Origin of the sequence: Pseudomonas sp. XWY-1, assembly GCF_002953115.1 — a bacterium.
GTDB classification, from domain to species: Bacteria; Pseudomonadota; Gammaproteobacteria; order Pseudomonadales; family Pseudomonadaceae; genus Aquipseudomonas; species Aquipseudomonas alloputida.
In genome coordinates, this window is the sequence record NZ_CP026332.1 from 3665238 (window position 1) to 3686454 (window position 21217).

Annotated in this window: 21 protein-coding genes; 10 read left to right on the plus strand and 11 right to left on the minus strand. The window is 63.5% G+C overall.

The features are described from left to right. The first annotated feature begins 108 nt into the window (after positions 1–108). Both PRJ_RS16925 and PRJ_RS16930 read left to right on the plus strand, forming a co-directional pair. Positions 109–978: a LysR substrate-binding domain-containing protein gene (locus PRJ_RS16925; RefSeq protein ID WP_064490792.1), complete on the plus strand. Its 870-nt coding sequence runs from the start codon at positions 109–111 to the stop codon at positions 976–978. 157 nt (positions 979–1135) lie between these two features. Further along, positions 1136–1507 (plus strand): DUF2784 domain-containing protein, encoded by a 372-nt coding sequence (locus PRJ_RS16930; RefSeq protein WP_104962032.1) that lies wholly within the window; start codon positions 1136–1138, stop codon positions 1505–1507. Here the strand turns inward: PRJ_RS16930 and tam are convergent. Next, positions 1497–2273 carry a trans-aconitate 2-methyltransferase gene (gene tam / locus PRJ_RS16935; protein ID WP_019438830.1) on the minus strand — a complete coding sequence of 259 codons (777 nt, stop codon included), beginning with the start codon at positions 2271–2273 and terminating at the stop codon, positions 1497–1499. The genes PRJ_RS16930 and tam overlap by 11 nt on opposite strands. A 114-nt stretch (positions 2274–2387) precedes the next feature. Between tam and PRJ_RS16940 the strand changes: the two genes are divergently transcribed. Further along, the gene (locus PRJ_RS16940; RefSeq protein ID WP_004575401.1) at positions 2388–2567 is read left to right on the plus strand and encodes a hypothetical protein; all 180 of its coding nucleotides are present in this window, start codon (positions 2388–2390) and stop codon (positions 2565–2567) included. 3 nt (positions 2568–2570) lie between these two features. Here PRJ_RS16940 and PRJ_RS16945 read toward each other — a convergent pair whose 3' ends face one another. Further along, positions 2571–3983, minus strand: a complete 1413-nt coding sequence (locus PRJ_RS16945) for an amino acid permease (RefSeq protein ID WP_004575400.1) — start codon at positions 3981–3983, stop codon at positions 2571–2573. 324 nt (positions 3984–4307) lie between these two features. Here PRJ_RS16945 and PRJ_RS16950 point away from each other — a divergent pair, with 324 nt between their 5' ends. Further along, positions 4308–5732 (plus strand): PLP-dependent aminotransferase family protein, encoded by a 1425-nt coding sequence (locus PRJ_RS16950; RefSeq protein ID WP_104962033.1) that lies wholly within the window; start codon positions 4308–4310, stop codon positions 5730–5732. 116 nt (positions 5733–5848) lie between these two features. On the opposite strand, the gene PRJ_RS16955 is transcribed toward PRJ_RS16950, so the two are convergent. From PRJ_RS16955 to PRJ_RS16965, 3 genes are read right to left on the minus strand one after another with little or no spacing between them, the layout of a single operon-like run. Continuing rightward, positions 5849–6871 carry a histone deacetylase family protein gene (locus PRJ_RS16955; RefSeq protein ID WP_104962034.1) on the minus strand — a complete coding sequence of 341 codons (1023 nt, stop codon included), beginning with the start codon at positions 6869–6871 and terminating at the stop codon, positions 5849–5851. Next, positions 6871–8112, minus strand: coding sequence for a Zn-dependent hydrolase (locus PRJ_RS16960; protein ID WP_104962035.1), 1242 nt, complete (start codon positions 8110–8112; stop codon positions 6871–6873). Before PRJ_RS16960 ends, PRJ_RS16955 begins: the two co-directional genes overlap by 1 nt. Before the next feature lie 26 nt (positions 8113–8138). Next, positions 8139–9443 (minus strand): MFS transporter, encoded by a 1305-nt coding sequence (locus PRJ_RS16965; RefSeq protein ID WP_064490797.1) that lies wholly within the window; start codon positions 9441–9443, stop codon positions 8139–8141. A gap of 273 nt (positions 9444–9716) precedes the next feature. On the opposite strand from PRJ_RS16965, the gene PRJ_RS16970 reads away from it, so the two are divergent. Both PRJ_RS16970 and PRJ_RS16975 read left to right on the plus strand, forming a co-directional pair. After that, positions 9717–10625, plus strand: coding sequence for a LysR family transcriptional regulator (locus PRJ_RS16970; RefSeq protein WP_014591500.1), 909 nt, complete (start codon positions 9717–9719; stop codon positions 10623–10625). Between the two features lie 211 nt (positions 10626–10836). After that, entirely contained in the window at positions 10837–11391 is a 555-nt protein-coding gene (locus PRJ_RS16975; RefSeq protein WP_041167176.1) for a WYL domain-containing protein, read from the plus strand. Between the two features lie 11 nt (positions 11392–11402). On the opposite strand, the gene PRJ_RS16980 is transcribed toward PRJ_RS16975, so the two are convergent. The 4 genes from PRJ_RS16980 to PRJ_RS16995 all read right to left on the minus strand — a co-directional run bounded on the left by PRJ_RS16980 (position 11403) and on the right by PRJ_RS16995 (position 14504). Then, the gene (locus tag PRJ_RS16980) at positions 11403–12179 is read right to left on the minus strand and encodes an SDR family oxidoreductase (RefSeq protein WP_010953470.1); all 777 of its coding nucleotides are present in this window, start codon (positions 12177–12179) and stop codon (positions 11403–11405) included. Positions 12180–12346: 167 nt separating this feature from the next. Further along, entirely contained in the window at positions 12347–13273 is a 927-nt protein-coding gene (locus PRJ_RS16985) for a LysR family transcriptional regulator (protein WP_104962036.1), read from the minus strand. A gap of 126 nt (positions 13274–13399) precedes the next feature. After that, positions 13400–14122 (minus strand): hypothetical protein, encoded by a 723-nt coding sequence (locus PRJ_RS16990; RefSeq protein ID WP_010953468.1) that lies wholly within the window; start codon positions 14120–14122, stop codon positions 13400–13402. Positions 14123–14201: 79 nt separating this feature from the next. Next, positions 14202–14504, minus strand: a complete 303-nt coding sequence (locus tag PRJ_RS16995) for a DUF3077 domain-containing protein (RefSeq protein ID WP_003250754.1) — start codon at positions 14502–14504, stop codon at positions 14202–14204. Between the two features lie 198 nt (positions 14505–14702). Here PRJ_RS16995 and PRJ_RS17000 point away from each other — a divergent pair, with 198 nt between their 5' ends. Then, a complete protein-coding gene (locus PRJ_RS17000; RefSeq protein ID WP_104962037.1) occupies positions 14703–15326 on the plus strand; it encodes a glutathione S-transferase family protein in 624 nt (207 codons plus the stop codon). A gap of 53 nt (positions 15327–15379) precedes the next feature. Here the strand turns inward: PRJ_RS17000 and PRJ_RS17005 are convergent, their stop codons facing one another. Next, complete coding sequence (locus PRJ_RS17005) at positions 15380–16555, minus strand: MFS transporter (RefSeq protein WP_104962038.1); 1176 nt, start codon at positions 16553–16555, stop codon at positions 15380–15382. A gap of 94 nt (positions 16556–16649) precedes the next feature. Here PRJ_RS17005 and PRJ_RS17010 point away from each other — a divergent pair, with 94 nt between their 5' ends. Next, on the plus strand, positions 16650–17549 hold the full coding sequence (locus tag PRJ_RS17010; RefSeq protein ID WP_104962039.1) for a LysR substrate-binding domain-containing protein: 900 nt from the start codon (positions 16650–16652) through the stop codon (positions 17547–17549). 49 nt (positions 17550–17598) lie between these two features. On the opposite strand, the gene PRJ_RS17015 is transcribed toward PRJ_RS17010, so the two are convergent. Further along, complete coding sequence (locus tag PRJ_RS17015) at positions 17599–18222, minus strand: TetR/AcrR family transcriptional regulator (protein WP_017147719.1); 624 nt, start codon at positions 18220–18222, stop codon at positions 17599–17601. Between the two features lie 129 nt (positions 18223–18351). Between PRJ_RS17015 and PRJ_RS17020 the strand changes: the two genes are divergently transcribed. Together PRJ_RS17020 and PRJ_RS17025 are read left to right on the plus strand one after the other, a co-directional pair. Beyond that, positions 18352–20034: an amidohydrolase gene (locus PRJ_RS17020; RefSeq protein WP_014860867.1), complete on the plus strand. Its 1683-nt coding sequence runs from the start codon at positions 18352–18354 to the stop codon at positions 20032–20034. Between the two features lie 14 nt (positions 20035–20048). Continuing rightward, the gene (locus PRJ_RS17025; protein WP_104962040.1) at positions 20049–21206 is read left to right on the plus strand and encodes a YbfB/YjiJ family MFS transporter; all 1158 of its coding nucleotides are present in this window, start codon (positions 20049–20051) and stop codon (positions 21204–21206) included. The last annotated feature ends 11 nt before the right edge of the window (positions 21207–21217 follow it).

Below are 21217 nucleotides of genomic sequence, written 5' to 3' on the forward strand. Positions count from 1 at the left end.
TTCGTGGTGCCAGCGTCGGGCTGAAATCCATGGAAACAGTTGCTGTAAGATAAATAAAATCGATTTATCGTATTACACACATAAGCCCAGCTTGTTACTGAGGTCGTCATGTCGGTGTCCCACGCTCAACTCAAGGCTTTCCATGCGGTGGCCGTGCACGGCAGCTTTACCCGCGCCGCCGAAAAGCTGTTTCTTACCCAGCCTGCGGTGTCCGACCAGGTGCGCAAACTGGAGGAGCGCTTCGGCGTATTGCTGTTCCACCGCAACAAACGCTCGGTGCAGCTCACCGACCTTGGCGAGCGGCTGCTGGGCATCAGCCAGCGCCTGTTCGCCTGCGAGGCCGAAGCCCAGGAACTGCTGCACGACTCGCGTGCGCTGCACACCGGCAGCCTGGTGCTGGCAGTGGATGCGCCGGTGCACGTGCTGCCGCAGATCGCCCGCTTCTGCCAGCGCTATCCGGGTATCCAGGTGAAGATCGAAACCGGCAATACCGACGAATCGCTGGCGCGGCTGTTCAGCTATCAGGCCGACCTGGCCCTGCTGGGTCGGGATGTCGACGACGAGCGCCTGCATTGCCTGCCGCTGCGTCGTGACCCGATGGTGGCGTTCGTTTCCCACCACCACCCATGGGCCAGCCGTGGCTCGATCAGCCTGGCCGACCTCGATGACACGCCACTGGTGCTGCGCGAGCCCGGTTCGGTGACGCGGCAGACGCTGGAGGAAGAGATGCAACGTGCCGGCCTGCGGATACGCGCAGCGATCCAGGTGGAAGGCCGGGAAGCGGCGCGTGAAGCGGTGGTGGTAGGCATTGGCGTGGGCGTGGTGTCGGCGGCGGAGTTCGGTGCCGATGCGCGGGTGTGTGCATTGCCGATCGTCGATTGCCAGCGGCATTTGACCGAGACCCTGGTGTGCCTGAGCGAGCAGCGTACGCGCCGGGTGGTGGCGACTTTCCTGCAGATGGTCGAGGAAGGAGTCTAGGCCTGTGCTGGCCTTTTCGCGGGCTCGCCCGCTCCCACAGGTCCTGCGCGGCATCCGGAATCTGTGGTGATGCTGTGGGAGCGGGCGACCCTGCGAAGGGGCCAGATCAGGCAACCCGACTATGCTGGGATAACCCCAATCCCCGGGCACCCAACCCATGCTCTACCGCCTTGCCGCCGACACCCTGGTGCTGCTGCACCTGGCCTTCATCCTGCTGGTGCTGTTCGGCGGGCTGCTGGTGCTGCGCTGGCGCCCTGCCCTGTTGCTGCACTTGCCGGTCCTGGCCTGGGGCCTGGCGGTGGAGTGCCTGCACCTGGGCTGCCCGCTCACCACCTGGGAAAACCGCATGCGCAATGCCGCCGGTGATGCAGGTTACCAGGGCAGCTTCGTCGAGCACTACGTCTGGCCACTGATCTACCCCACCGGCCTGACCCCGCAGATCCAGCTGCTGCTGGGCACCCTCGTGCTGGCGCTGAACCTCGGCATCTACAGCTACGTGGCCTGGCGCTGGCGCCGCCCTAGCGGGTAGCGATCACGAACAACCGCGGGAAGGGCAACAGGACCTTGCCATCAGAGGCCGGCGGATAGTCGCGCTGCATGGCCTGCAGGTACATCTGCAGGAAGTCGGCCTGCTCCTGCTCATCAAGCCTGGCCAGATAAGGCCGCAACGCCGAGCCCTTGAACCATTCCACTACCGCTTCGGCGCCCCCCACCAACGGGTGATGATAGGTGGTGCGCCACACGTCCACCCGCGCGCACAGCGGGCTGAGCAAGTCGTAGTAGAACGCCGCGTTGTGCCGTGGCGGCAGCTGCAAGTCGGCGAACTTCGCCGCCCAGGGGCCTTGGCTTGCGATCTCGCGCAACTGCCGGTGGGCCGGCTCGTCGAGGTTGTCCGGGGTCTGCACAGCCAGGCTGGCGCCTTCGCTGAGCTGGCGCACCAGGTGCGGATACAGCAAGGCGTGGTCAGGTACCCATTGCAGCGAGGCATTGGCCAGGATCAGGTCCTGCGGCTCGGGGGCAGTCCAGCCGGCAATGTCGGCAATGACCGTGCGCACACGCGGGATGCACAGCCGCTTGCGCTCACGGGCCTTGTCGATCATGTCCGGGTCGCTGTCCAATGCCGTCACCTGGGCATCGGGGTAACGCTGCAGCAGCACTTCGGTCGAGTTGCCGGGGCCGCACCCCAGGTCGGTGGCGTGGCGCACCGGCCGTGGCGGGATGGCGGCAATCAGGTCGCGTACGGCGCGTGTGCGTTCGTCTTCGAACAGGGAATACTGGTTGGCAGACCAGGCCATGTGCGGCTCCTTTGGGCGGGCAATGTGCCTAGCATATGCCATCTGTCGCCCGGCGGGACGGTTGCGAACGGATTACGCCGGAACTGATCACCTGTGCTTGAAGTCAGTCCTTGCATGCGCACGCCCGTGAAGACCTACATCGCCCTCGCCATCCTGGCCCTGATCGCTGCGGCCGCCCTGCTCGGTTCACCGTGGATGAACCAGCGTTTCCACATGCCCGCAGAAAAAGCCCAGGCCCAACAACGCGAAACGGCCGGGTCCCCAAGGGAGCCGGCCGTTTCCAGACGCGAGTGACGCTTAGTGCTGCTTGCTACCAGAGCGGATCTGGTGCACCACACCCATCGCCACCACGACCGCCGCAGCGATACCGGTGGAAATGACCAGGATCTGGTAGTCAGGCATGAAGGCCATGGTGACCAGGGCAGCCACGATGAACGCGATCACCAGGTAGGTCAGCCACGGGAACAGCCACATCTTCAGGCGTACTTCCTTGCCCTCGGCAATCAGCTTGCGGCGCATGCGCAGCTGCGAGAAGGCGATAACCAGGTACACCAGCAGGGCGATCATGCCGGTGGTGTTCATCAGGGTGTCCAGCACGTCTTTCGGGCGCAGGGTCTCGCTGAAGTTGATCAATGCACACACCACGGCCACGGCGCACGAACCCATGATCGCGTACACCGGTACACCGGTACCGGCGCGGGTGATCTTGAAGAACGACGGCGCATCGCCACGCTGGGCCAGGGAGAACAGCATGCGCGAAGCGGTGTAGTGGCCCGAGATCAGGCAGCTGCTCACCGAAGTCAGCACCACGAAGTTCATCAGCAGCTCGGCATACGGCACGCCCAGCAGTTCCAGGGTACGGCGATAGGCGCCATAGCCAGAAACACCCAGGTGCGGGTCGTTCCACGGTACCAGGCAGACGATCAGGAAGATCGAGCCGACGTAGAACAGGCACACACGCCAGACCACCGAGTTGGTCGCCTTGACGATCTGCGCAGCCGGGTCCTTGGCTTCGGAGGCCGCGATGGTAACGATTTCGGCGCCGAGGAAGGCGAACATCACCCCGAGCAAGGCACCGATCACAGTGGTGATGCCATTGGGCATGAAGCCTTCGGCGGTGAGGTGGCTGATGCCACGCACTTCACCGAACTGCCAGATGTTCATCACGGCAGCCGTACACACGATCAGGAAGCAGACGATCGCAATCACCTTGATCAAGGCGAACCAGAACTCGAACTCACCGTAGTGCTTGACGTTGAAGAAGTTGACGGTGATCAGCAACAAGGTCGTGGCCAGCACGAACACGTTGACGCTGACGTCGGGGAAGAAGCCATGCAGGATCTTGCCCGCCACATAGGCTTCCCAGGCCATGAGGATGACCCAGTACCACCAGTACAGCCAGCCAATGGTGAAACCGGCCCAACGGCCAATGGCGCGGTCGGCGTAGGTTGAGAACGAGCCGGTGTCAGGCGAGGAAGTCGCCATTTCACCCAGCATGCGCATGATCAGCACCACCAGGATGCCGCCTGCCAGGTAGGCCAGGACAGCGGCTGGGCCGGCACTGTGGATCACGCTGCCGGAACCGACGAACAAGGCGCCGCCGATAACCCCGGCGATCGACATCATCGTCAGGTGGCGCGACTTCAGCGAGGCACTGAGCTTGCTCTCGTGCCCGCTTTTCGCGGTGGTGGTTGTGGATGTTGCGTCCATCAGTTGTGTACCCCGTGCTTCTTCTTATCCAAGGAAAACTGTGAAATCCCGATGGCTGGCGATTTCACCTGTACATCAGTGCTAATGCGGGCAGGATGGTGTGAATTACACACGCAGGCCTTCCATGGCGGCCTGCTGACGCGCCCCAGGGCGACTGCCTGAGGCGAACTGAACATGCTTTATGTGGCGATATCCGACACCTAATGTAAAAATGTCCGACGCAGAGAGCCATGCACAGTGGCATGAATCTCGCACTGCACTGTATAGGTCGCCCATGCAGTACACCCTGCAGACGCCAGGCGATACGCACCCTGAAGGCCCCGAATGTTCGAATTACATCCAGACTCCTCAACCCCGCTGGTCAACCAGATCATCGATGGGCTGCGCGAGCTGATCGACAACCAAACCCTCAAGCCAGGCGCCAAGGTCCCGTCGATTCGCGCCTTTGCCGCAAGCTATTCGGTGAGTACCTTCACCGTGGTCGAGGCCTACGACCGCCTGGTCGCCCAAGGGCTGCTGGTGAGCCGTGGCAATGCGGGGTTCTTCGTCAACCGTGCGGCGGGCGAACTGCTGGAGCAGCACAACACCGAGGCCGACACCAGTCGACCAACGTTCAACTCCGAGTGGTACCTGCAGCAGATTTTCGAAATCCGCCAGTTGCCGTACAAACCGGGGTGCGGCTGGCTGCCCAACGACTGGATGTACGAAGACGGCCTGCGCCGCGGCCTGCGCCAGGTGGCCGGCAGCCCGCTGGAGTTGTCGGGGTACGGCGACCCCATGGGCCTGATGGAGCTGCGTGCGCTGACCGCCCAGAACCTGCAACAAGAGCTGTCGATCGTCGCCAACCCGGCACAGCTGATGCTCACCCACGGCGCCAGCCAGGCCCTGGACCTGGCCGCACGCACACTGGTGCGCCCGGGCGATGTGGTGCTGGTGGACGACCCCGGCTACCCGAACCTCATGAGCATCCTGCGCACCCAAGGCGCAACCCTGGTAGGCGTGCCACGTACGCCGGCCGGCTACGACCTGAACCAGCTGGAGCAATTGCTCAGCCACCACCGCCCAACGGCGTTCTTCACCCAGCCGCACCTGCACAGCCCGACGTGCTCGCGCACCCCGCTGCCGCAGTTGCACCGCCTGCTGCAGCTTGCCAGCCAGCATGGCTTCCGCCTGGTGGAGAACAACCTGTACGCCGACATGGTCGCCGAGCCGCAGCCATGCCTGGCCAGCCTCGACCATCTGCAGCAGGTGGTGTACGTGGGCAGCTATTCCAAGAGCATTTCGCCCAACGTGCGGGTCGGCTACATGCTGGCCAACCCCGAGCTGATGCAAAAACTGCTGCACCTGAAGATGCGCTCAGGCCTGACCACCTCGCAGGTGATGGAGCGCGTGGTGTATGCGGCGATCATCGACGGGCGCTGGCGCAAGCACCTCAAGCGCCTGCGCCAGCGGCTGGCCGAGGCGCATCAGGAAGTTGGCCGGCATCTGCATCGATTGGGCTTCGAACTGTTCACCGAATCGGATGAAGGCATGTACATCTGGACCCGCCACCCGGCGATTCCCGACAGTGCCGCGTTGCTGGACGATGCGCTGGAGAAAGGCATCATGCTAGGCCCAGGGCAGCTGTTCATGGTCGACGCCAAGGCGACCGGGTGGATGCGGTTCAACGTGGCGTTCAGTACGGACCCGGCGATGTGGGAGTTGTTGGAGAAGGTGTTGGTGAAGCACGTGCGACGGGGTGGGATGTAGGGGGTGTCGCCCCCTATCGATGGCGGGCAAAAACTCGAAAGCCGCAAAGCGCCCATGGGAATGGGTTCAGACGCGAAAAGGCCGGCAGCCAAACCACCGATGCCGGCCTCTGGCACTTATCGCCAGTCCGCCTGTTCAGCAAAGAACGCCTGCGCATTCACCTCCAGGCTCTCCAGGTGATAGCCCCCCTCCTGGACAATCAGGCAAGGCAAGCGCAACGCCCGAATTCGCTCACCCAACGCAGCGAACCCTGCAGTGGTCACAGCCACCTTGCTCTGCGGGTCCAGTTCGTAGATATCGAACCCAAGCGACAGCACCAGTACCTCGGCACCAAAGTCCGTCACTGCAGCCAGCGCAACCTCCAGCTGCCCCATGAAGTCCGCCTCGCTCGCCCCATGCGCCATCGGCAGGTTGAGGTTGTAACCCTCCCCCTCACCCCTGCCACGCTCGTCCGCGAACCCGGCCACGCCCGGGTAGAAGTTGGTCGGGTCGCCATGGGTCGACACATACAGCACATCACGGCGATCGTAGAAGATCTCCTGAATTCCTTGTCCATGGTGCATGTCGGTATCGAGGATCGCTACACGGTTGTAGCGGCTGCGCAGGGCCTGGGCGGCCACGGCGGCGTTGTTGATGTAGCAGAAGCCGCCAGCGGCATCGAACCGCGCATGGTGCCCCGGTGGTCGGCACAAGGCATAGGCGGCAGGCTCCCCGTCGAGGATGGCCTTGGCCGCTGCAACCGCGCTTTGCGCCGACCAATAGGCCGAGTGCCAGGTGTGTTCGCCCACCGGGCAGCTACCGTCTGCCAGGTAGCGGCCGGCCTGGGCGAGGATGCCGCGCAGAGCGTTGGGCTCACGCACGAAAATGTTGGACATGACCTCGTCACCCCAGTCTTCGGGCACTTCTTTCCAACGTGCATGGGCCTCTTCGAGAAAGGCCAGGTAGGCCTCACCATGCACGGCCTTTAGCGGTTCAAGGCCGGCATCGTCGGGCTGGCGGATGTCGAAACCCAGGTCTTTGGCCGCCTTCAGCAGGCGCTGGGCGCGCTCGGGGACTTCCTGCGGGGTGCGCATGGCGCCGCGCGAGTAGTAACTGCGTGGGTGGTGCAGCAGTTGTTCGGGGTGGAAGTAGCAACGCATCAGCCTTCTCCTTGTTCGACACGGCCCGCACGGGCCAACACGGCGTTCAGCAGCACATCGGCACCCTGTCGGGCATCGTCGGGTAATACGTCTTCGGCTTCGTTGTGGCTCAGGCCGCCGACGCAGGGGATGAACACCATGGCCGTCGGGCAGTATCGGGCCAGCAGGATGGCATCGTGACCGGCACCGCTGACGATTGATTGCTGGGCGTAGCCCAGTTCGTCCACCGCCTGCTGCACGGCAGCCACACATGCAGGGTCGAACGGCGTGGCCGGGCTGACCCAGTGGCGTTCGATGCGTACCTGCAGGCCGCGCTGGCTGGCAATGGTTTGCAGCTTCAGGCTCAGGTCGCGCTCCATGGCTTCGATGGCTTCATCGCAGTGGTGGCGCAAGTCGACCGTAAAGCGCAGCAGGCCAGGAATGGTGTTGCGCGAGGACTTGGCAATCGACAACTCGCCCACAGTGGTCAGCCCTTCGGGTGCGAAGTCCGCTGCCAACTGCTCGACCGCCTGGATCATCCGCGCCGCGCCATACAGGGCATCCTTGCGCAGGGGCATCGGTGTCGTACCCGCGTGGGCCGCCATGCCTTCGACCGTGACGTCCAACCAGCGAATCGCTTGCCCGCCGCTGACGACACCAATGGCCTTGGCGTTGTCTTCAAGGATCGGACCTTGCTCAATATGCGCTTCAAAATAGGCATCCACCGGGCCACCTAAAGGGCGCTGGCCGGCGAAGCCCGTTCGCAGCAGTTCGTCGGCGACGCTGAGGCCATCGGCATCGCGGATAGCCAGCGCTTCGGCCAGCGCGAGGCTGCCGGTGAACACTGCCGAGCCAAACATGGCCGGCGTGAAGCGCGCGCCCTCCTCGTTCGTCCACACGGCAATTTCCAGCGGCTTGCGAGTGTGGATGTTCAGCTCGTTGAGGCGGCGCACCACTTCAAGCCCGGCCAGCACGCCATAGACACCGTCGAAACGACCGCCTTCGGGCTGAGTGTCGAGATGGCTGCCCATCATTACCGGTGCGGCATTCGGGTCACGACCTGGACGACGGGCGAACAGGTTGCCTATGGCATCCACCGTCAGCGTCAGGCCGGCTTCGCGGCACCAGTGGCTGAACAGTTCACGGCCCGCCTTGTCCTCGTCGCTGAGCGCCAGGCGGCAGCTACCGCCGCGGGCGGTGGCGCCGATTTCGGCCATGGCTATCAGGCTCGCCCACAGGCGTTCGCCATTGCTTTTCAACATGTGCGGGTACTCCAGAGTCAATCGGATCAGGCCAGTTCCAGGTGCTGGCTACGGGCGTACTGGCGCGCCAGGGCAAGCACGCAGACCAGCGAAAGGGTGGCGATGAAGGTGTAGAACACTGCCATCGGCCACCACTGGCCACTAAAGGTGTGGGCCAACCAGGTGCCGATCAGCGGGGTCAGGCCGCCGGCAAGGGCGCCGCAGATCTGGTAAGCCAGGGAAATGGCGGTGTAGCGCACGCGGGTTTCGAACATGCCACTGACGTAGCCGGCGATCACCGCGTAGAAAGAGGCCATGCAGGCAGCGGCCAAGGCGATGCCTAGCACAATCAGGGGCCCGTGGCCCGAGCTCACCAGCACAAACATCGGGTAGGGCGAGGCCATCGCCAGCAGGGCGACCAGGGCCAGGAAGCGAGTTGCACCGATCTTCTCCGACAGCCAGGCCGCCAGGGGCTGCACACAGAACTGGATGATCGCCACGAAGAACAGGCATTCCAGAATCAACGAGCGCTCCAGGTGCAATTGCTGGGTGGTGTAACTGATCATGAAGGTATTGGTGAAGTAGACCCCGGCAATGCCCAGGGTATTGGCGCCGATACACAGCAACAGCGGGCGCCAGGCGGTGCGCAGCACCTCGAGGGCCGGAGCCTGCTCCTTGCACCTGGCCTTTTCTGCCTGCTCGCGGCTGGCCATGAACTCGGGCGACTCATTCACGCCCAGGCGAATAGCCAGCCCCACCAGTAGCAGCAGTGCACTGGCCAGGAACGGCACGCGCCAGCCCCAGCTCATCAGCGCCTCTTCAGGCAGACGGGTGACCGCACCAAACGCCAGCAGCGACAGGATAAGGCCCGCCGGGCTACCCAACTGGGCGAACGACGCGAAGAAGTTGCGGCGGCCCTTGGGCGCATGCTCGCCGGCCATCAGTACCGCCCCGCCCCACTCGCCGCCCACGGCAATCCCCTGGACGATGCGCAGCAAGATCAACAGCACCGGCGCGGCCGCACCGATTTGTGCGTAAGTCGGCAGCAGGCCGATGCAGACAGTGACGATGCCCATCATCAGCAGGGTGATGACCAACGACTTCTTGCGACCGATACGGTCGCCCACGTGACCGAAGATGATGCCGCCAAGCGGCCGGGCGAAGAAGCCCACGGCGAAGGTACCGAACGCGGCCATGGTGCTGAACAGGCTGTCGTCGGAGGGGAAGAACAAGGCACCGAAGACGAGCGCGGCGGCGGTGGCGTAGATGTAGAAATCGTACCACTCGATCATGGTGCCGATGAATGCGGCGGCGGCGGCACGACGCGGTTGAGCGGAAGCGGTCGGCTTCATGGGGGCTCCTTTGCTTGTTGTTCTGGCAGGAGTTGCAAGGGTCACGGGGCGCTCTGCTGGCGCTTGGCCTGTTGACTCGATGGTGCCTTTTCAGCGGGACAACCCGCTTCCACAGGGTCTGCGCGATCACTGCAGGCGGGGATTCACCCGCGAAGAGGGGCAACGTCGATCCAACAGGTTTCGATGACTGCGATTTATCGGCCGGAGGCTATGATTAGTCAATTTTCTATTTATTATGCGCACTATTAGCCATGCTTATCATCGAGCCCTGCCATGCCTGACCGCTTGCTCAACGACCGCCTCGACTGGAACCTGCTGCGCACCTTCCGGGTCATCGGCCAGGAGCTGTCCATCAGCCGTGCCGCCGCCCGCCTGCACCTCACCCAGCCGGCAGTGAGTCAGGCGCTCAAACGCCTTGAAGAGCAGCTTGGCCGCCAGCTCATTGCCCGTCGCGGACCGCGCTTCGTATTGACAGAAATGGGCGAGCAGCTGTTCCAGCTGGCTGGCGAGGTGTACGGGCAGATGTCGCAGATCGGCGGCTTGCTGGAGCAACCGGCGGACGAGCTGGTGGGCAAAGTGCGCCTGCTGATGATCAGTCGCATCGTCAGCGAACGTTTCGATGACTTCCTGGCCAACTTCCATCGCCAGCACCCAAGGGTCGAGCTGGAAATCGACGTGATGCGCAGCTCCGATATCGTCGCCGCCCTGCAGGAGAAAACCGCTACAGCGGGCCTCAGCCTCAACCGGCGTGCACAGCCACGGCTGGAGCAGCGGCTGTTTCTGCGCCAACGATATGCATTCTTCTGTGGCAAGCACCATGCCTTGTTCGGTCAGGCCGAAGGCGATTTACAGCGGGAGAACTTTGTCAGTTTCACCAGCGACCAAATTGGCGGCATGTTGTCGCCGCTGACCATTTTCCGCGACCAACAAGGGTTTGCCGGGCGTATCGTGGCGTCATCGCCAAGCCTTGAGGAAGTGCGCCGACTGGTGATTGCCGGGTTTGGCATCGGCTGCCTGCCCGAACATGTGGTGGCACCGGATGTTGACGCGGGCTTGCTTTGGAAGCTGTCGCCGCACGAAGGGATTGCCGATGTGGACATTCACCTGCTGTGGAACAGAGAGCAGCGATTCAGCCGGGCGGAGGAGATGTTTATCGAGGCGTTGCAGCGGGTCATCACCTGACGCGCTGGGCCGCTCGATAGACCGCTCAGCATTCGCGCTTGCCAACTGATTACCACTACCACAACGACACGCTCGTCGTTGACTTGGCGGCGCACCACTTGACCGAGGCCTTACGCCACAACTTGGATCCCATCTTGTGACGGGGTATGCTAGGCAATAGCTAAACGCCACTACCCAGGCAGGCTCGGTGCCTGCCTTCAAGGACGAGCCTTTGCCCAGCCACCCGACCCGCCACACCATCGCCCGCCAGTGGCAACTGCTCAAGTTGCTGCCCGGCCGCCACCCGGGAATGAGCTCCACCCAGTTGCAGGCTGCCCTGACAACCGTGGGCCATACCACCAGCAAACGCACCGTCGAGCGCGACCTGGTCGAGCTCGCCGCACTGTTCCCCCTACAGTGCAACAGTAAAGGCATGCCTTATGGCTGGTACTGGCAACCGGGCTTGAGCCTGGGCGAAGCGCAGCAGCTGCAACCCGACGCACTTGCCCCACCGACACACGTCGTACTGTATGCCTGGGTCGATGACGCGCTGGCCCGCCGCCTGGAGCAATCCCCCCTGTCCGTCGATATGCAACTGACGCCGCAGGCTGGCGGCGGCGCCGCGCTGGTGGCCACCGTCGACGACAACCGCGCGCTGATGGGCTGGCTGCTGTCCCAGGCGGGGTCGATCCGCATCCAGGCGCCGCAGGCGCTGCGCGCGGCCATGATTGAACAATTGCGCCAGAGCCTGGCGCTGCATGAGGGCGAAGGCGGCTGCAAGCAATAGCGCCAACGGCGTCAGTAGGTTCCCGGATACGCCCCGCCATCGATCAGCAGGTTCTGCCCGGTGATGTACCCGGCATGCGCGCTGCACAGAAATGCGCAATACGCGCCAAACTCCGCGGCATCGCCAAAACGCGACGCCGGAATGGCCTTGCGCCGCGCCTGGGCAGTGACTTCCACATCACCACCCGCAGCCTTCAAGGTCTTTTGCAGGCGCGCCGTATCGAACGCCCCAGGCAACAGGTTGTTGAGAGTCACATTGCAGCCCGCCAGACGCTGCTGCCGGGCCAGGCCGGCAATGAATCCGGTCAGGCCACTGCGGGCACCGTTGGATAAACCCAGCATGTCGATCGGTGCCTTCACCGCGCCGGAGGTGATATTCACCACCCGGCCAAAACCACGCTCGGCCATGCCATCTACCACCGCCTTGATCAGCTCGATGGGCGTGAGCATGTTGGCGTCCAGCGCCTTCAGCCAGTCATCACGCCCCCAATCACGGAAGTCCCCCGGTGGCGGGCCACCGGCGTTGTTGACCAGAATGTCGACCTGCGGGCAGGCCGCCAACAGCGCCTGGCGCACCTTGGGATCGGCAACATCGCCTGCCACGGTATGGACCTCGATGCCCGGGCAGGCCCTGCGCAACTCGCTGGCGGTCTGCTCCAGAGTGGCTTGGGTACGGGCATTGATGACCAGGTTGACGCCTTCTTTGCCCAGCGCTTCGGCGCAGCCTTTGCCAAGGCCTTGGCTGGCCGCGCAGACGATGGCCCAGCGGCCGGTGATGCCTAGATCCATTGGTTTGCTCCTTGATGCAATCAGGGTGACAGGGTGACTGACAGGCGCTGCCGGGGCAATTTAGAGGACGGGACAGGGCCACCGATAATGAAAAGAACTGATCCACCGATAACCGCCGCTTATCCCTGCCAGCGCTTCGGCAACGGACTGGAAATCAATGGGGACCGTCACACTTCACCCGCCGTCAGTTCCTCCACCAGCAATCGTGCCGCAGGCGATAACGGCGCCGCGACCCGGTGCACGATGCCGAACGGCTCGCTCAGCGCCCGTAGCGGCACCGCCAGCGACACCAGCAACCCGCGCTGCTCGGCAAAGGCCGCCACCGCACGGGGAATGACTGCCACCAACGTCGGGTCATCTTCAAGCAGCATGAAGGTGGCGAAGGTGGAAAAGGTCTCCAGTGGATACCGTGACACCTCCACCCCCGCCTCGCTCAACTCGCGTTCCAGCGCTTGGCGCATGGGCATGTTGGCCGGATAAACCACCCAGCGATAATGGCTAAGGTCGCTGATCTTGAGTGCCGCCGCCCCGGCCAGCGGATGCTGCGGATGCGCGACCACCGCCAACGGCTCCTGGGCCAGTTCGACAAAGCCATACTCCGCCGTGTTACGGCCCAGCCCTGGCCGGCAGATGGCCAGGTCCAGGCGCCCTTCGTCCAGCTGGGCGAGCAGGTTGGCGCTGGTATTCTCGGCGATTTCCACTGCCAGCTGCGGCTGTTTGCGGCGCAAGCGGCCGAGGGCGCTGACCAGTGTGGGCATAGCCCCCATGATACTGCCCACCACCAGCCGCCCGCCCTGGCCTTGGACGATGCCCAACACCTCTTCGCGCAGATGCCCCAGGTCGCTGTGGATCAGCCGCGCGTAGCGCACCACGCAGCGGCCCACGTCGTTGGCAACCAGGCCGCTGGGCATTCGCTGGAACAACGGTACGCCCAGCACCTCCTCGACCTCGCGCAGGGCCTTGGTGGCACCGGGCTGGGAAATGGCCATGGCTTCAGCTGCCTTGTGCAGCGAGCCACAGCGGTCCAGCTCGATCAGCAAACGCAACTGGCGAAGGCGCAGGCGAGAAAAAATGGCGTCCAGAGAAGGGATCATCAGGCAGGCTCGGTAGGGGTTTCGTCATGCCGAGCACTATAGAGCGTCGTCTGCGGGGGCGTGTTGAGTTTTGCGCAAATGACCCTTGATTGCAGAACGAATGCACGCACCTTTCTGCAGGCTGTTTTACCGCGGCGCACGACGTGCCAGGCAGGCATAGGCCAAGGCCAGTACACTGGCCGCCAGTATGCCAAGCAGTATCATCAGCTCACGGCTGTAACGGGCTACCATGGCCGGAAAACCGATGACCTCGCGGTACACCTGCACATGGGCCTCACCGTCGGCGTGGCTGATACTGACCCCGCCATGGCGGATCTGCGAGTAGTCGGCATCGAAATACACCCACACCTTGCAGGTGCCACCTGGCTCGATGGCCGGGATATCAACCTGGGCGATGGCGGTTTCCAGCAGCGTGTCGTTGCCGGCAGCATCGCGCACCTGCACCAGGCCCTTGGCTGGCAGGCGGATTTTCACCTGCCGGACCTGCGCATCACCACTGTTGTGCAGTTCGATCAGCAGGCCGGTACGGTGGTCCACCAGCCCGGCCTCGAAAGGCTTGGCGAACAGCTGGGCATAAGGGGCCTGCGCCATTTCGATGAGCCGCTCGACCTGATCATGGGCCAGCTGGCCTTGAACGATACCGTTGATTCGCCCCTGCAACTGCTCGTACTTGAGCTGCTCGCTGGCCTTGCTGATCCGCTCGCTGAACTGGCTGGGGTAAGTGAGGTAGGCATAGGTCAGTGACGCCTCAAGGCGCGGATTGCCCCTGAGCAACGCGTAGGCGGCCAACAGGACCATCAGGCCGATCAGCACGGCGACGAGAAGCTTCCCCACCTTGTCCCAGCTCAATGCATGCTTCCTTCTGTCGTGTTACAGACGATTAAAACCGCCCAAGGGTGCCAAGTTCGCGCCCCCCAGGCAAGCCTGGCTAGGCTTCGCCCCCGCCTTCGCGCGCCTGACGTATCTGCAGCAGCTGGCCGTCGATCAGTGACTTGGCCATCCCGGCCAGGTAGTACGTGGCCTTCATCATCACCTGGCGGTCGTCAGGCCTGTCGATGGCCTTGCGGGTGATCTCGGTGATGCAGCCCATGATGCCCGAAGCTTCCATCAGTGCGGTGCGTATTGGCAGTTGCGGTTTCATTTGCACCAGTTCGGCATCGCTGTTGCCAAAGCGGCTCGCGGCTTGCACGACATAGGGCTTGCTGCTGTTTTTCGGCGTTTCGCTGTCCATGTCCATTCCTCAAGATTATGCGCTTGCCGAGGCTAGGCCGCTGCCTACCCCATTACAATGACAAAGGGGTGGAAAGGGTCACTTTAGGAAATGGACTACAAGAACCCTGCACAGGGAGCGCCGAGCCACCGCTCAGCCCACTTGACCCGCCCCGGGCAGTGGCGGACGATCAACCTCCCCCACACAAGGACGAACACCATGCTGCGGATACTGGGAAGAGCCTCTTCCATCAATGTGCGAAAAGTCCTGTGGGCCTGCGCCGAATTCGAGATCGCATTCGAGCGCGAAGACTGGGGTTCTGGCTTCAAGGCCACTGACAGCACCGAGTTCCTCGCGCTGAACCCCAACGCCATGATTCCGGTGATCCAGGACGGCGACTTCACCTTGTGGGAATCCAATAGCATCATCCGCTACCTGGCCAGCCGCTACGGCGCCACCGCGTTCTATCCCGGCGAGGCCCAGGCGCGGGCGAGGATCGACCAGTGGATCGACTGGCAGGCCTCGGACCTCAACCGCTCTTGGAGCTACGCGTTCATGTCGCTGGTCAGGCATTCGCCCGCTCACCAGGACCCGCAAGCACTGGCTGCCGGTTGTGCCGAGTGGTCACGCTACATGCGCATCCTCGACCGCCAGCTGGCCGGCACCGGTGCCTATGTGGCCGGCAGCCAGTTCACCCTGGCCGACATCCCGATCGGCCTGTCGGTCAACCGCTGGTTCGAAACGCCGTTCGAGCACCCGCACCTGCCCGCGGTGCGCGATTATTACGAGCGCCTGAGCGAGCGCCCTGCCTATCACCTGCATGGCCGAAACGGTACCCCGTAGTACCCGCAAGGACGTGTATCCAGGGGCGCAAGGCGCCCCAAGGTTCCGGCCTGTTACACCGCAACCTGCCGCCCGGCTACCACCCCTCGCCCACGCCAGGCAAGCAGCAGCACCAGCACCAGCCCCAGCGCCGCCATCGCAGCCCCCGCCAGGGAAATCGCCGGGTAGCCCAGCCCCGCGTTGATCACCGCGCCGCCCAGCGCCGCACCGATCGCATTGCCCAGGTTGAACGCGCCAATGTTCACCGCCGAGGCCAGGTTGGGCGCATCCTTGGCCGCTTCCATGACCCGCATTTGCAGCGGCGGCACCAGGGCAAAGCTGGCCGCCCCCCAAACCAGGATCGCCAGGGCCGTCGGCAGCGGCCAGTCCAGTACCAGCGGAAACACCAGCAGCACGGCAATCAGCCCAGCCAGTGACAGGATCAGGGTGCGATCAATCGAGCGGTCCGCCGCCTTGCCGCCCCACACATTGCCCAAGGTCAGGCCGACACCGAACAGCACCAGCATGGCCGTCACGAAAGGGGTGGACGCCGCCGCTTCATGCTGCAGGATCGGCGCAATGTAGGTGAACACCGTGAACATGGCGCTGGAACCCACCACGGTCAGCAACAAGGCCACCAGTACCGGCCTGCGGCCCAGCACACGGATCTCGGCCATGGCACCCTCGCCCTTGGGCGACGCAACATTGGGCAATGCGTACCAGAGCGTGGTCATCGCCACCAGGCCAAGCCCGGCAATACCCCAGAACGCCATGCGCCAACCCAGCATTTCACCCAACCAGGTCGCCAACGGCACGCCGCCGATGGTGGCCAGGGTCAAACCCATGAACATTGCAGCCACGGCCCCGGCGCGCTTCTCGGGCGGCACCACACTGGCCGCGACGATCGAGCCGATGCCAAAGAAGGCGCCGTGGTTGAGTGAAGTGACCACGCGGGCCACCAGCAGGCTGGCGTAGTCGCTGGCCAGGGCCGACATCAGGTTGCCCAAGGTGAAAATGGCCATCAGCCCGATCAACAAGTAACGGCGCGGGATCTTCACCGTGGCCAGGGTCATCAGCGGCGCGCCGATCAGCACGCCGAGGGCATAGGCACTGACCAGCAGCCCGGCAGCAGGAATGGAAACGCCAAGGTCGGTAGCGATACTGGGCAACATGCCCATGGGGGCGAACTCTGTAACGCCGATGCCGAAGGCACCGATGGCGAGTGCGACAAGCGGTGGATTGATACGCATGGCAAGCTCCTTATCTATGCCGCAAATGCTACGATCCGTTTAAAACGCGCACTAGACTGCATTTTTGCGAACCACCTTTGCTTTAGAGGCACAAATGGACTTCAGTGGCAGATCCGGCGAGATGGAGATTTTTGCCAAGGTGGCGCAAGCGGGCAGCCTGTCTGCTGCCGCCCGAGCGCTAGGCCTGACGCCCTCGGCGGTCAGCCGCATTCTCGCCCGCACCGAACAGCGCCTGGGTACCCGCCTGCTGCTGCGCACGACCCGGGCGCTCACCCTCACCCCCGAGGGAGAGGCCTACCTGCGCGGCGCACGGCGGGTGCTGGCGGACATGCTCGAAGTGGAAGAAGCCATCACTGACCAAGGCGTGCCACGCGGGCGCTTGCGGGTCAGCGCTGCGCTGGGCCATGCCCGGTTGACCGTAGTGCCGCTGCTGGCGGCCTTCAGCGCACGCTACCCGCAAGTGCTGGTTGACCTGACCCTCAGCGACGAGGTGGCCGACATACTCGGCGGCCAGGCCGACGTGGCGCTGCGCTTCGGTCACCTGCCGGACAGCTCGTTGAGCGCTCGCGCCATTGGCGAGACCGGCCAGGTAGTGGTGGCCTCGCCAGAATACCTGCAACGCTACGGTACCCCGCTTGAACCTGAAGACCTTGCCAGGCACAACTGCCTGCGCTTCAACTTCCGCCGCGCGATGCCTGACTGGCCGTTTCACCGCGACGGGCATACGTTCTCACTGAAGGTGAAAGGGAATATCGAATGCAGCAGCGGCGAGGCGCTGGCGCAGCTGGCCAGGCTGGGCGCCGGCGTGGCGCGTATCGGCACCTTTACCGTGGCCGATGACCTGGCCAACGGGCAACTGGTGCCGTTGCTGGAGGCTTACAACCCGGGTGATCGGGAACCGATTCATGCGGTGTTCGTCGGCGGCCCGGCGATGCCGGCGCGGGTGCGGGTGTTTGTGGATTTTCTGGTGGAACAGCTATCTGATGGCCTGTAGGGTCGGCCTCATGTCGCGACAGGGCCGCCCACGCGCGCCCTGATCAGTCTCATCGCGCTTGCATGCCGGCCAGGATAAAGCCCATGAACCGCCGCACATCCGCCCGGTGTGCCGTCATGTCCAGCGGCTCGCGGCTGCAAAGGCGCAGCAACTGAAGGTGCCCGTAATCGTTGATCAGGAACGCCGCATAGCCCACGTCCAGCCCAGCCGCCAGCCTGCCGCTGTCGCACAAGTCCTGTAGCAGGCATTTCAACTCGTTGACCAACGCGTCGTTGACGCGCCTGTAGGCATCCGGCACGCCCTGCTGATCAGCCCCCAGCAACGGCAGCAACGGCGGCAATATCTCGCGCCAGAGCGGTGCAGGCAGCACCTCGAATGCGTAATCGGTCAAGTGCGCTTCGTAGCAGCACAGGGCCTCCAGCGCATCGTCGAATTCCGGCAGGCGCCGCCGGGCTTCGGTCACCGCCCGGTGGTCGGCCTCGCGGAGCTTCTCCAGCAAAATTTCCTGCTTGCTGCCGAAATAAGCAAACACCGTGGGCACCGACACTGCGGCCAAGCGCGCGATCTGCTCCATGGTGGTGGTCTGGTAACCCTGCGTTTCAAACAGGCCTAGCGCCGTTCGGCTGATGGTTTCACGACGCATCGCCTTCTGCTGCTCGCGCAGTCCGCTCACATTCACACCTTTTTCGAATCGTACACGTCGGCGCACAGCATAACGCAAAGCTGCGCCGTAAAAATATTTTATTGACTAAAAGTTTTAATGAACTCAAAACTAATGCTCCATTCTGACCTGGGAGTTGCCATGTCCACCGCCGCAGACCTCATTATTCACAATGCCCGCATCTACACGGTCGACCCGCACAGGCCTTGGGCTGAGGCGGTGGCCATCTGCGGCGAACGCATCGTTTGCGTGGGCGACCACGGCAGCGTCATGGCATACGCCGGCCCTGCCACACGCCTGCTGGATGCCGGCGGCAAACTGGTGCTGCCGGGCTTCGTCGAGTCTCACTGGCATTTTTCCTCTACCGCCTTTGCCTTTCAGGCGCTGGTCAACCATACCGACCCGCTACAGGTGCTGGCCCTGCTCCAGGCCTACGTCGAGGCCAACCCCTGTGAAAAAGCCATTACCGGCATGGGCTGGATCCAGCCATTGATGCCTGGGCATATGTTGCGCCGCGAAGTACTGGATGCCATCTGTGCGGACAAGCCCGTGTGCCTGCTGTCCACCGACTATCACACCATGTGGGTCAACAGCTTCGCCCTGAACGCTGCCGGCATCGACCGCAACACCCCGCCAGTAGAAGAGGGCGCCAGCTGGTTCGAAAAGGACCCGATCACCGGCGAGCCCACGGGTGTGATCATTGACTGCGCCGCCTATTCGCTGCTGATGCAACGTCTGAGCGAAGCCGGCTACCTACCGACAGGCATCGACCTGTACCTGCGCTCGATTCCTTTTTGGCAAGAGAAACTGGTGGCGGCCGGGATTACCACGGTATTCGATGCCGGGTTCCTCGACCCCGCTGGCGACCAGTCGCTGCTGTATGAAACCCTGCAGCAACTGGAGCGTGAGGAGCGCCTGAAACTGCGGGTGGTCGGCAGCTACATCAACATGGGCACCGAGGACGATCCGGTCACGCGGCTGCAGGCCATGCGCGAACGCTACGACTCGCCGCTGGTCAAGGCGCAGACCCTCAAGCTGATGCTGGACGGGACCGAGCTGAACCACACCGCGTTCCTGCTCGAGCCCTATTGCGACAAGCCACACAGCTGCGGGTCGACGACCATGCCCGAGGAAGTGTTCGAGGGCCATGTGCGCAAGGCCGACGCCCTCGGTATCGACGTGATGGTGCATGCAGTGGGCGATGCCGCCGTGCGCATGGCGCTGGACGTGTTCGAGCGCACGTTCTCCAGCAATCCGCCCCGCGACCGTCGTCACGTCATCACTCACGCCTTTCTCACCCACCCCGACGACATACCGCGCTTTCGCCGTATCGGCGTCATGGCCAACACCCAGTTGCAGTGGGGCGTGGTCGACGCCTACGCCGAGGCCATCCAGCAGACCTATGGCTACCCACGCTGGGCGTCGATGTATAAATTCCGCAGCTTCATCGACCAAGGTGTGACCGTGTCCATCGGCATGGACGGCCTGGTGTGCCAATGCCGATGCCAGCACAAGCCGGTGGAACACATCGAATCGGGCCACACCCGCCAGCTCAGTGGCGAACCCGATGCCCCTGTGATGCCCGATGCCGACGAGCGCCTGAGTATCCCGCAACTGATCGCCGCCTATACCCTCAACGGTGCATACCAACTGGGCCTGGAACGGGAAATCGGTTCGATCACCGTTGGCAAGCGTGCCGACATCATCGTGCTGGAGCAGGACCTGTTCGAACTGGACCGCTACCAGATCGGCAATACCGAAGTAGCGCTGACCGTAATGAACGGCCGCATCACCCACGACGCAGGTACCCTGCCCCGCGCCTGACCCCGGACCCGACCATGCACAACAATAACAACACCCTGCTTCTGCGTGCTGCGCTGATCTACATCGCCGCCACGGCCTTGATCATCATTGGCGTACAACCCATCTTCATCGGCCTGCTGGCCGAGCGGTTGCATCTGGACCTTAGCCAACAGGGCTGGGTACTTTCCAGTGAAATGAGCGGAACACTGCTCGGCTGCCTGCTGCTATCGATACCAAGGCGTCATCCAAGTGGCCGTGGGCTGTACCTGGCGGCAGCCTTTGCAGCGCTGATGTTGAACCTCCTCAGCGCTGCGCTGGACACTTTGACGAACCTGATTCTGTGCCGTTTTGCCTGTGGTATCGCTGCGGGCCTGCTGTATGCCGGGTCGATCAGCGGGCTTGGCCGGCTGCCGGGCCAGGATCGCTCGTACGGCCTGTCGCTGCTGATTCAAACCGCTGTCTTTGCCCTGTACGCGACCTGCCTGCCACAACTGGCAGAGCAGTTCGGTCACCGCACGGCGATTGCATCACTGGGTTTCTGGTTCGTGCTGATCGCTATGGCTGCGTTGTTCATTCCGGTACGGCTGCAGCGTGTAACCCCCGTGCGCCTGGCGCAGCCAGGCGGCGGCTCCGCGATTATCGGGCGCTACGCCCTGCTGGGGATGCTGTGCCTGCAGTTGGCGATCTATTCGTTGTGGGGGTTTGTCGAACAGTTGGCGCGCGAACGTGGCATCGAGGCGGTGGATGTGGGCTGGGCGTTCGGGCTGGGAATACTGGGTGGCTTGCCTGGCGGCGCCCTGCCCAGCCTGCTGGGCGCACGGGTGAGCCGCGGCCCGATGATCGGCCTGGGCTCGCTGGTAGTGCTTGTGTCAATCACCCTGCTGGCGCGCTATACACATGATGCCGATCAGCTGTGCATGGCACTGTTTCTGATGAACTTCGGCTGGGTGCTGGCGCTAACCTACTACATGGGGGCAATTGCCACCAATGACCCACGCGGCACGTTGACACCCTGGGTCAGTGCGCTGCAACTGGGGGCCGCGGCGGCAGCGCCGGCGTTAGTGGCGTTGCAGCAACAGAGTGCCGGGCGGGAAATGATCTTTGCCAGTGCAGGGATGGCGGTGGTGTTGGGGTGCGTGCTGAAGAGCGTGGCCGGCGTGGTTCATCGGCGGGCAATTCGTGAAGCTGCTTGATGGAGCGCATG

Coding starts and splice junctions, on each gene's coding strand:
- PRJ_RS16925 (WP_064490792.1), top strand. CDS start 109: ATGTCGGTGTCCCACGCTCAACTCAAGGCTTTCCATGCGGTGGCCGTG.
- PRJ_RS16930 (WP_104962032.1), top strand. CDS start 1,136: ATGCTCTACCGCCTTGCCGCCGACACCCTGGTGCTGCTGCACCTGGCC.
- tam (WP_019438830.1), bottom strand. CDS start 2,273: ATGGCCTGGTCTGCCAACCAGTATTCCCTGTTCGAAGACGAACGCACA.
- PRJ_RS16940 (WP_004575401.1), top strand. CDS start 2,388: ATGCGCACGCCCGTGAAGACCTACATCGCCCTCGCCATCCTGGCCCTG.
- PRJ_RS16945 (WP_004575400.1), bottom strand. CDS start 3,983: ATGGACGCAACATCCACAACCACCACCGCGAAAAGCGGGCACGAGAGC.
- PRJ_RS16950 (WP_104962033.1), top strand. CDS start 4,308: ATGTTCGAATTACATCCAGACTCCTCAACCCCGCTGGTCAACCAGATC.
- PRJ_RS16955 (WP_104962034.1), bottom strand. CDS start 6,871: ATGCGTTGCTACTTCCACCCCGAACAACTGCTGCACCACCCACGCAGT.
- PRJ_RS16960 (WP_104962035.1), bottom strand. CDS start 8,112: ATGTTGAAAAGCAATGGCGAACGCCTGTGGGCGAGCCTGATAGCCATG.
- PRJ_RS16965 (WP_064490797.1), bottom strand. CDS start 9,443: ATGAAGCCGACCGCTTCCGCTCAACCGCGTCGTGCCGCCGCCGCCGCA.
- PRJ_RS16970 (WP_014591500.1), top strand. CDS start 9,717: ATGCCTGACCGCTTGCTCAACGACCGCCTCGACTGGAACCTGCTGCGC.
- PRJ_RS16980 (WP_010953470.1), bottom strand. CDS start 12,179: ATGGATCTAGGCATCACCGGCCGCTGGGCCATCGTCTGCGCGGCCAGC.
- PRJ_RS16985 (WP_104962036.1), bottom strand. CDS start 13,273: ATGATCCCTTCTCTGGACGCCATTTTTTCTCGCCTGCGCCTTCGCCAG.
- PRJ_RS16995 (WP_003250754.1), bottom strand. CDS start 14,504: ATGGACAGCGAAACGCCGAAAAACAGCAGCAAGCCCTATGTCGTGCAA.
- PRJ_RS17000 (WP_104962037.1), top strand. CDS start 14,703: ATGCTGCGGATACTGGGAAGAGCCTCTTCCATCAATGTGCGAAAAGTC.
- PRJ_RS17005 (WP_104962038.1), bottom strand. CDS start 16,555: ATGCGTATCAATCCACCGCTTGTCGCACTCGCCATCGGTGCCTTCGGC.
- PRJ_RS17010 (WP_104962039.1), top strand. CDS start 16,650: ATGGACTTCAGTGGCAGATCCGGCGAGATGGAGATTTTTGCCAAGGTG.
- PRJ_RS17020 (WP_014860867.1), top strand. CDS start 18,352: ATGTCCACCGCCGCAGACCTCATTATTCACAATGCCCGCATCTACACG.
- PRJ_RS17025 (WP_104962040.1), top strand. CDS start 20,049: ATGCACAACAATAACAACACCCTGCTTCTGCGTGCTGCGCTGATCTAC.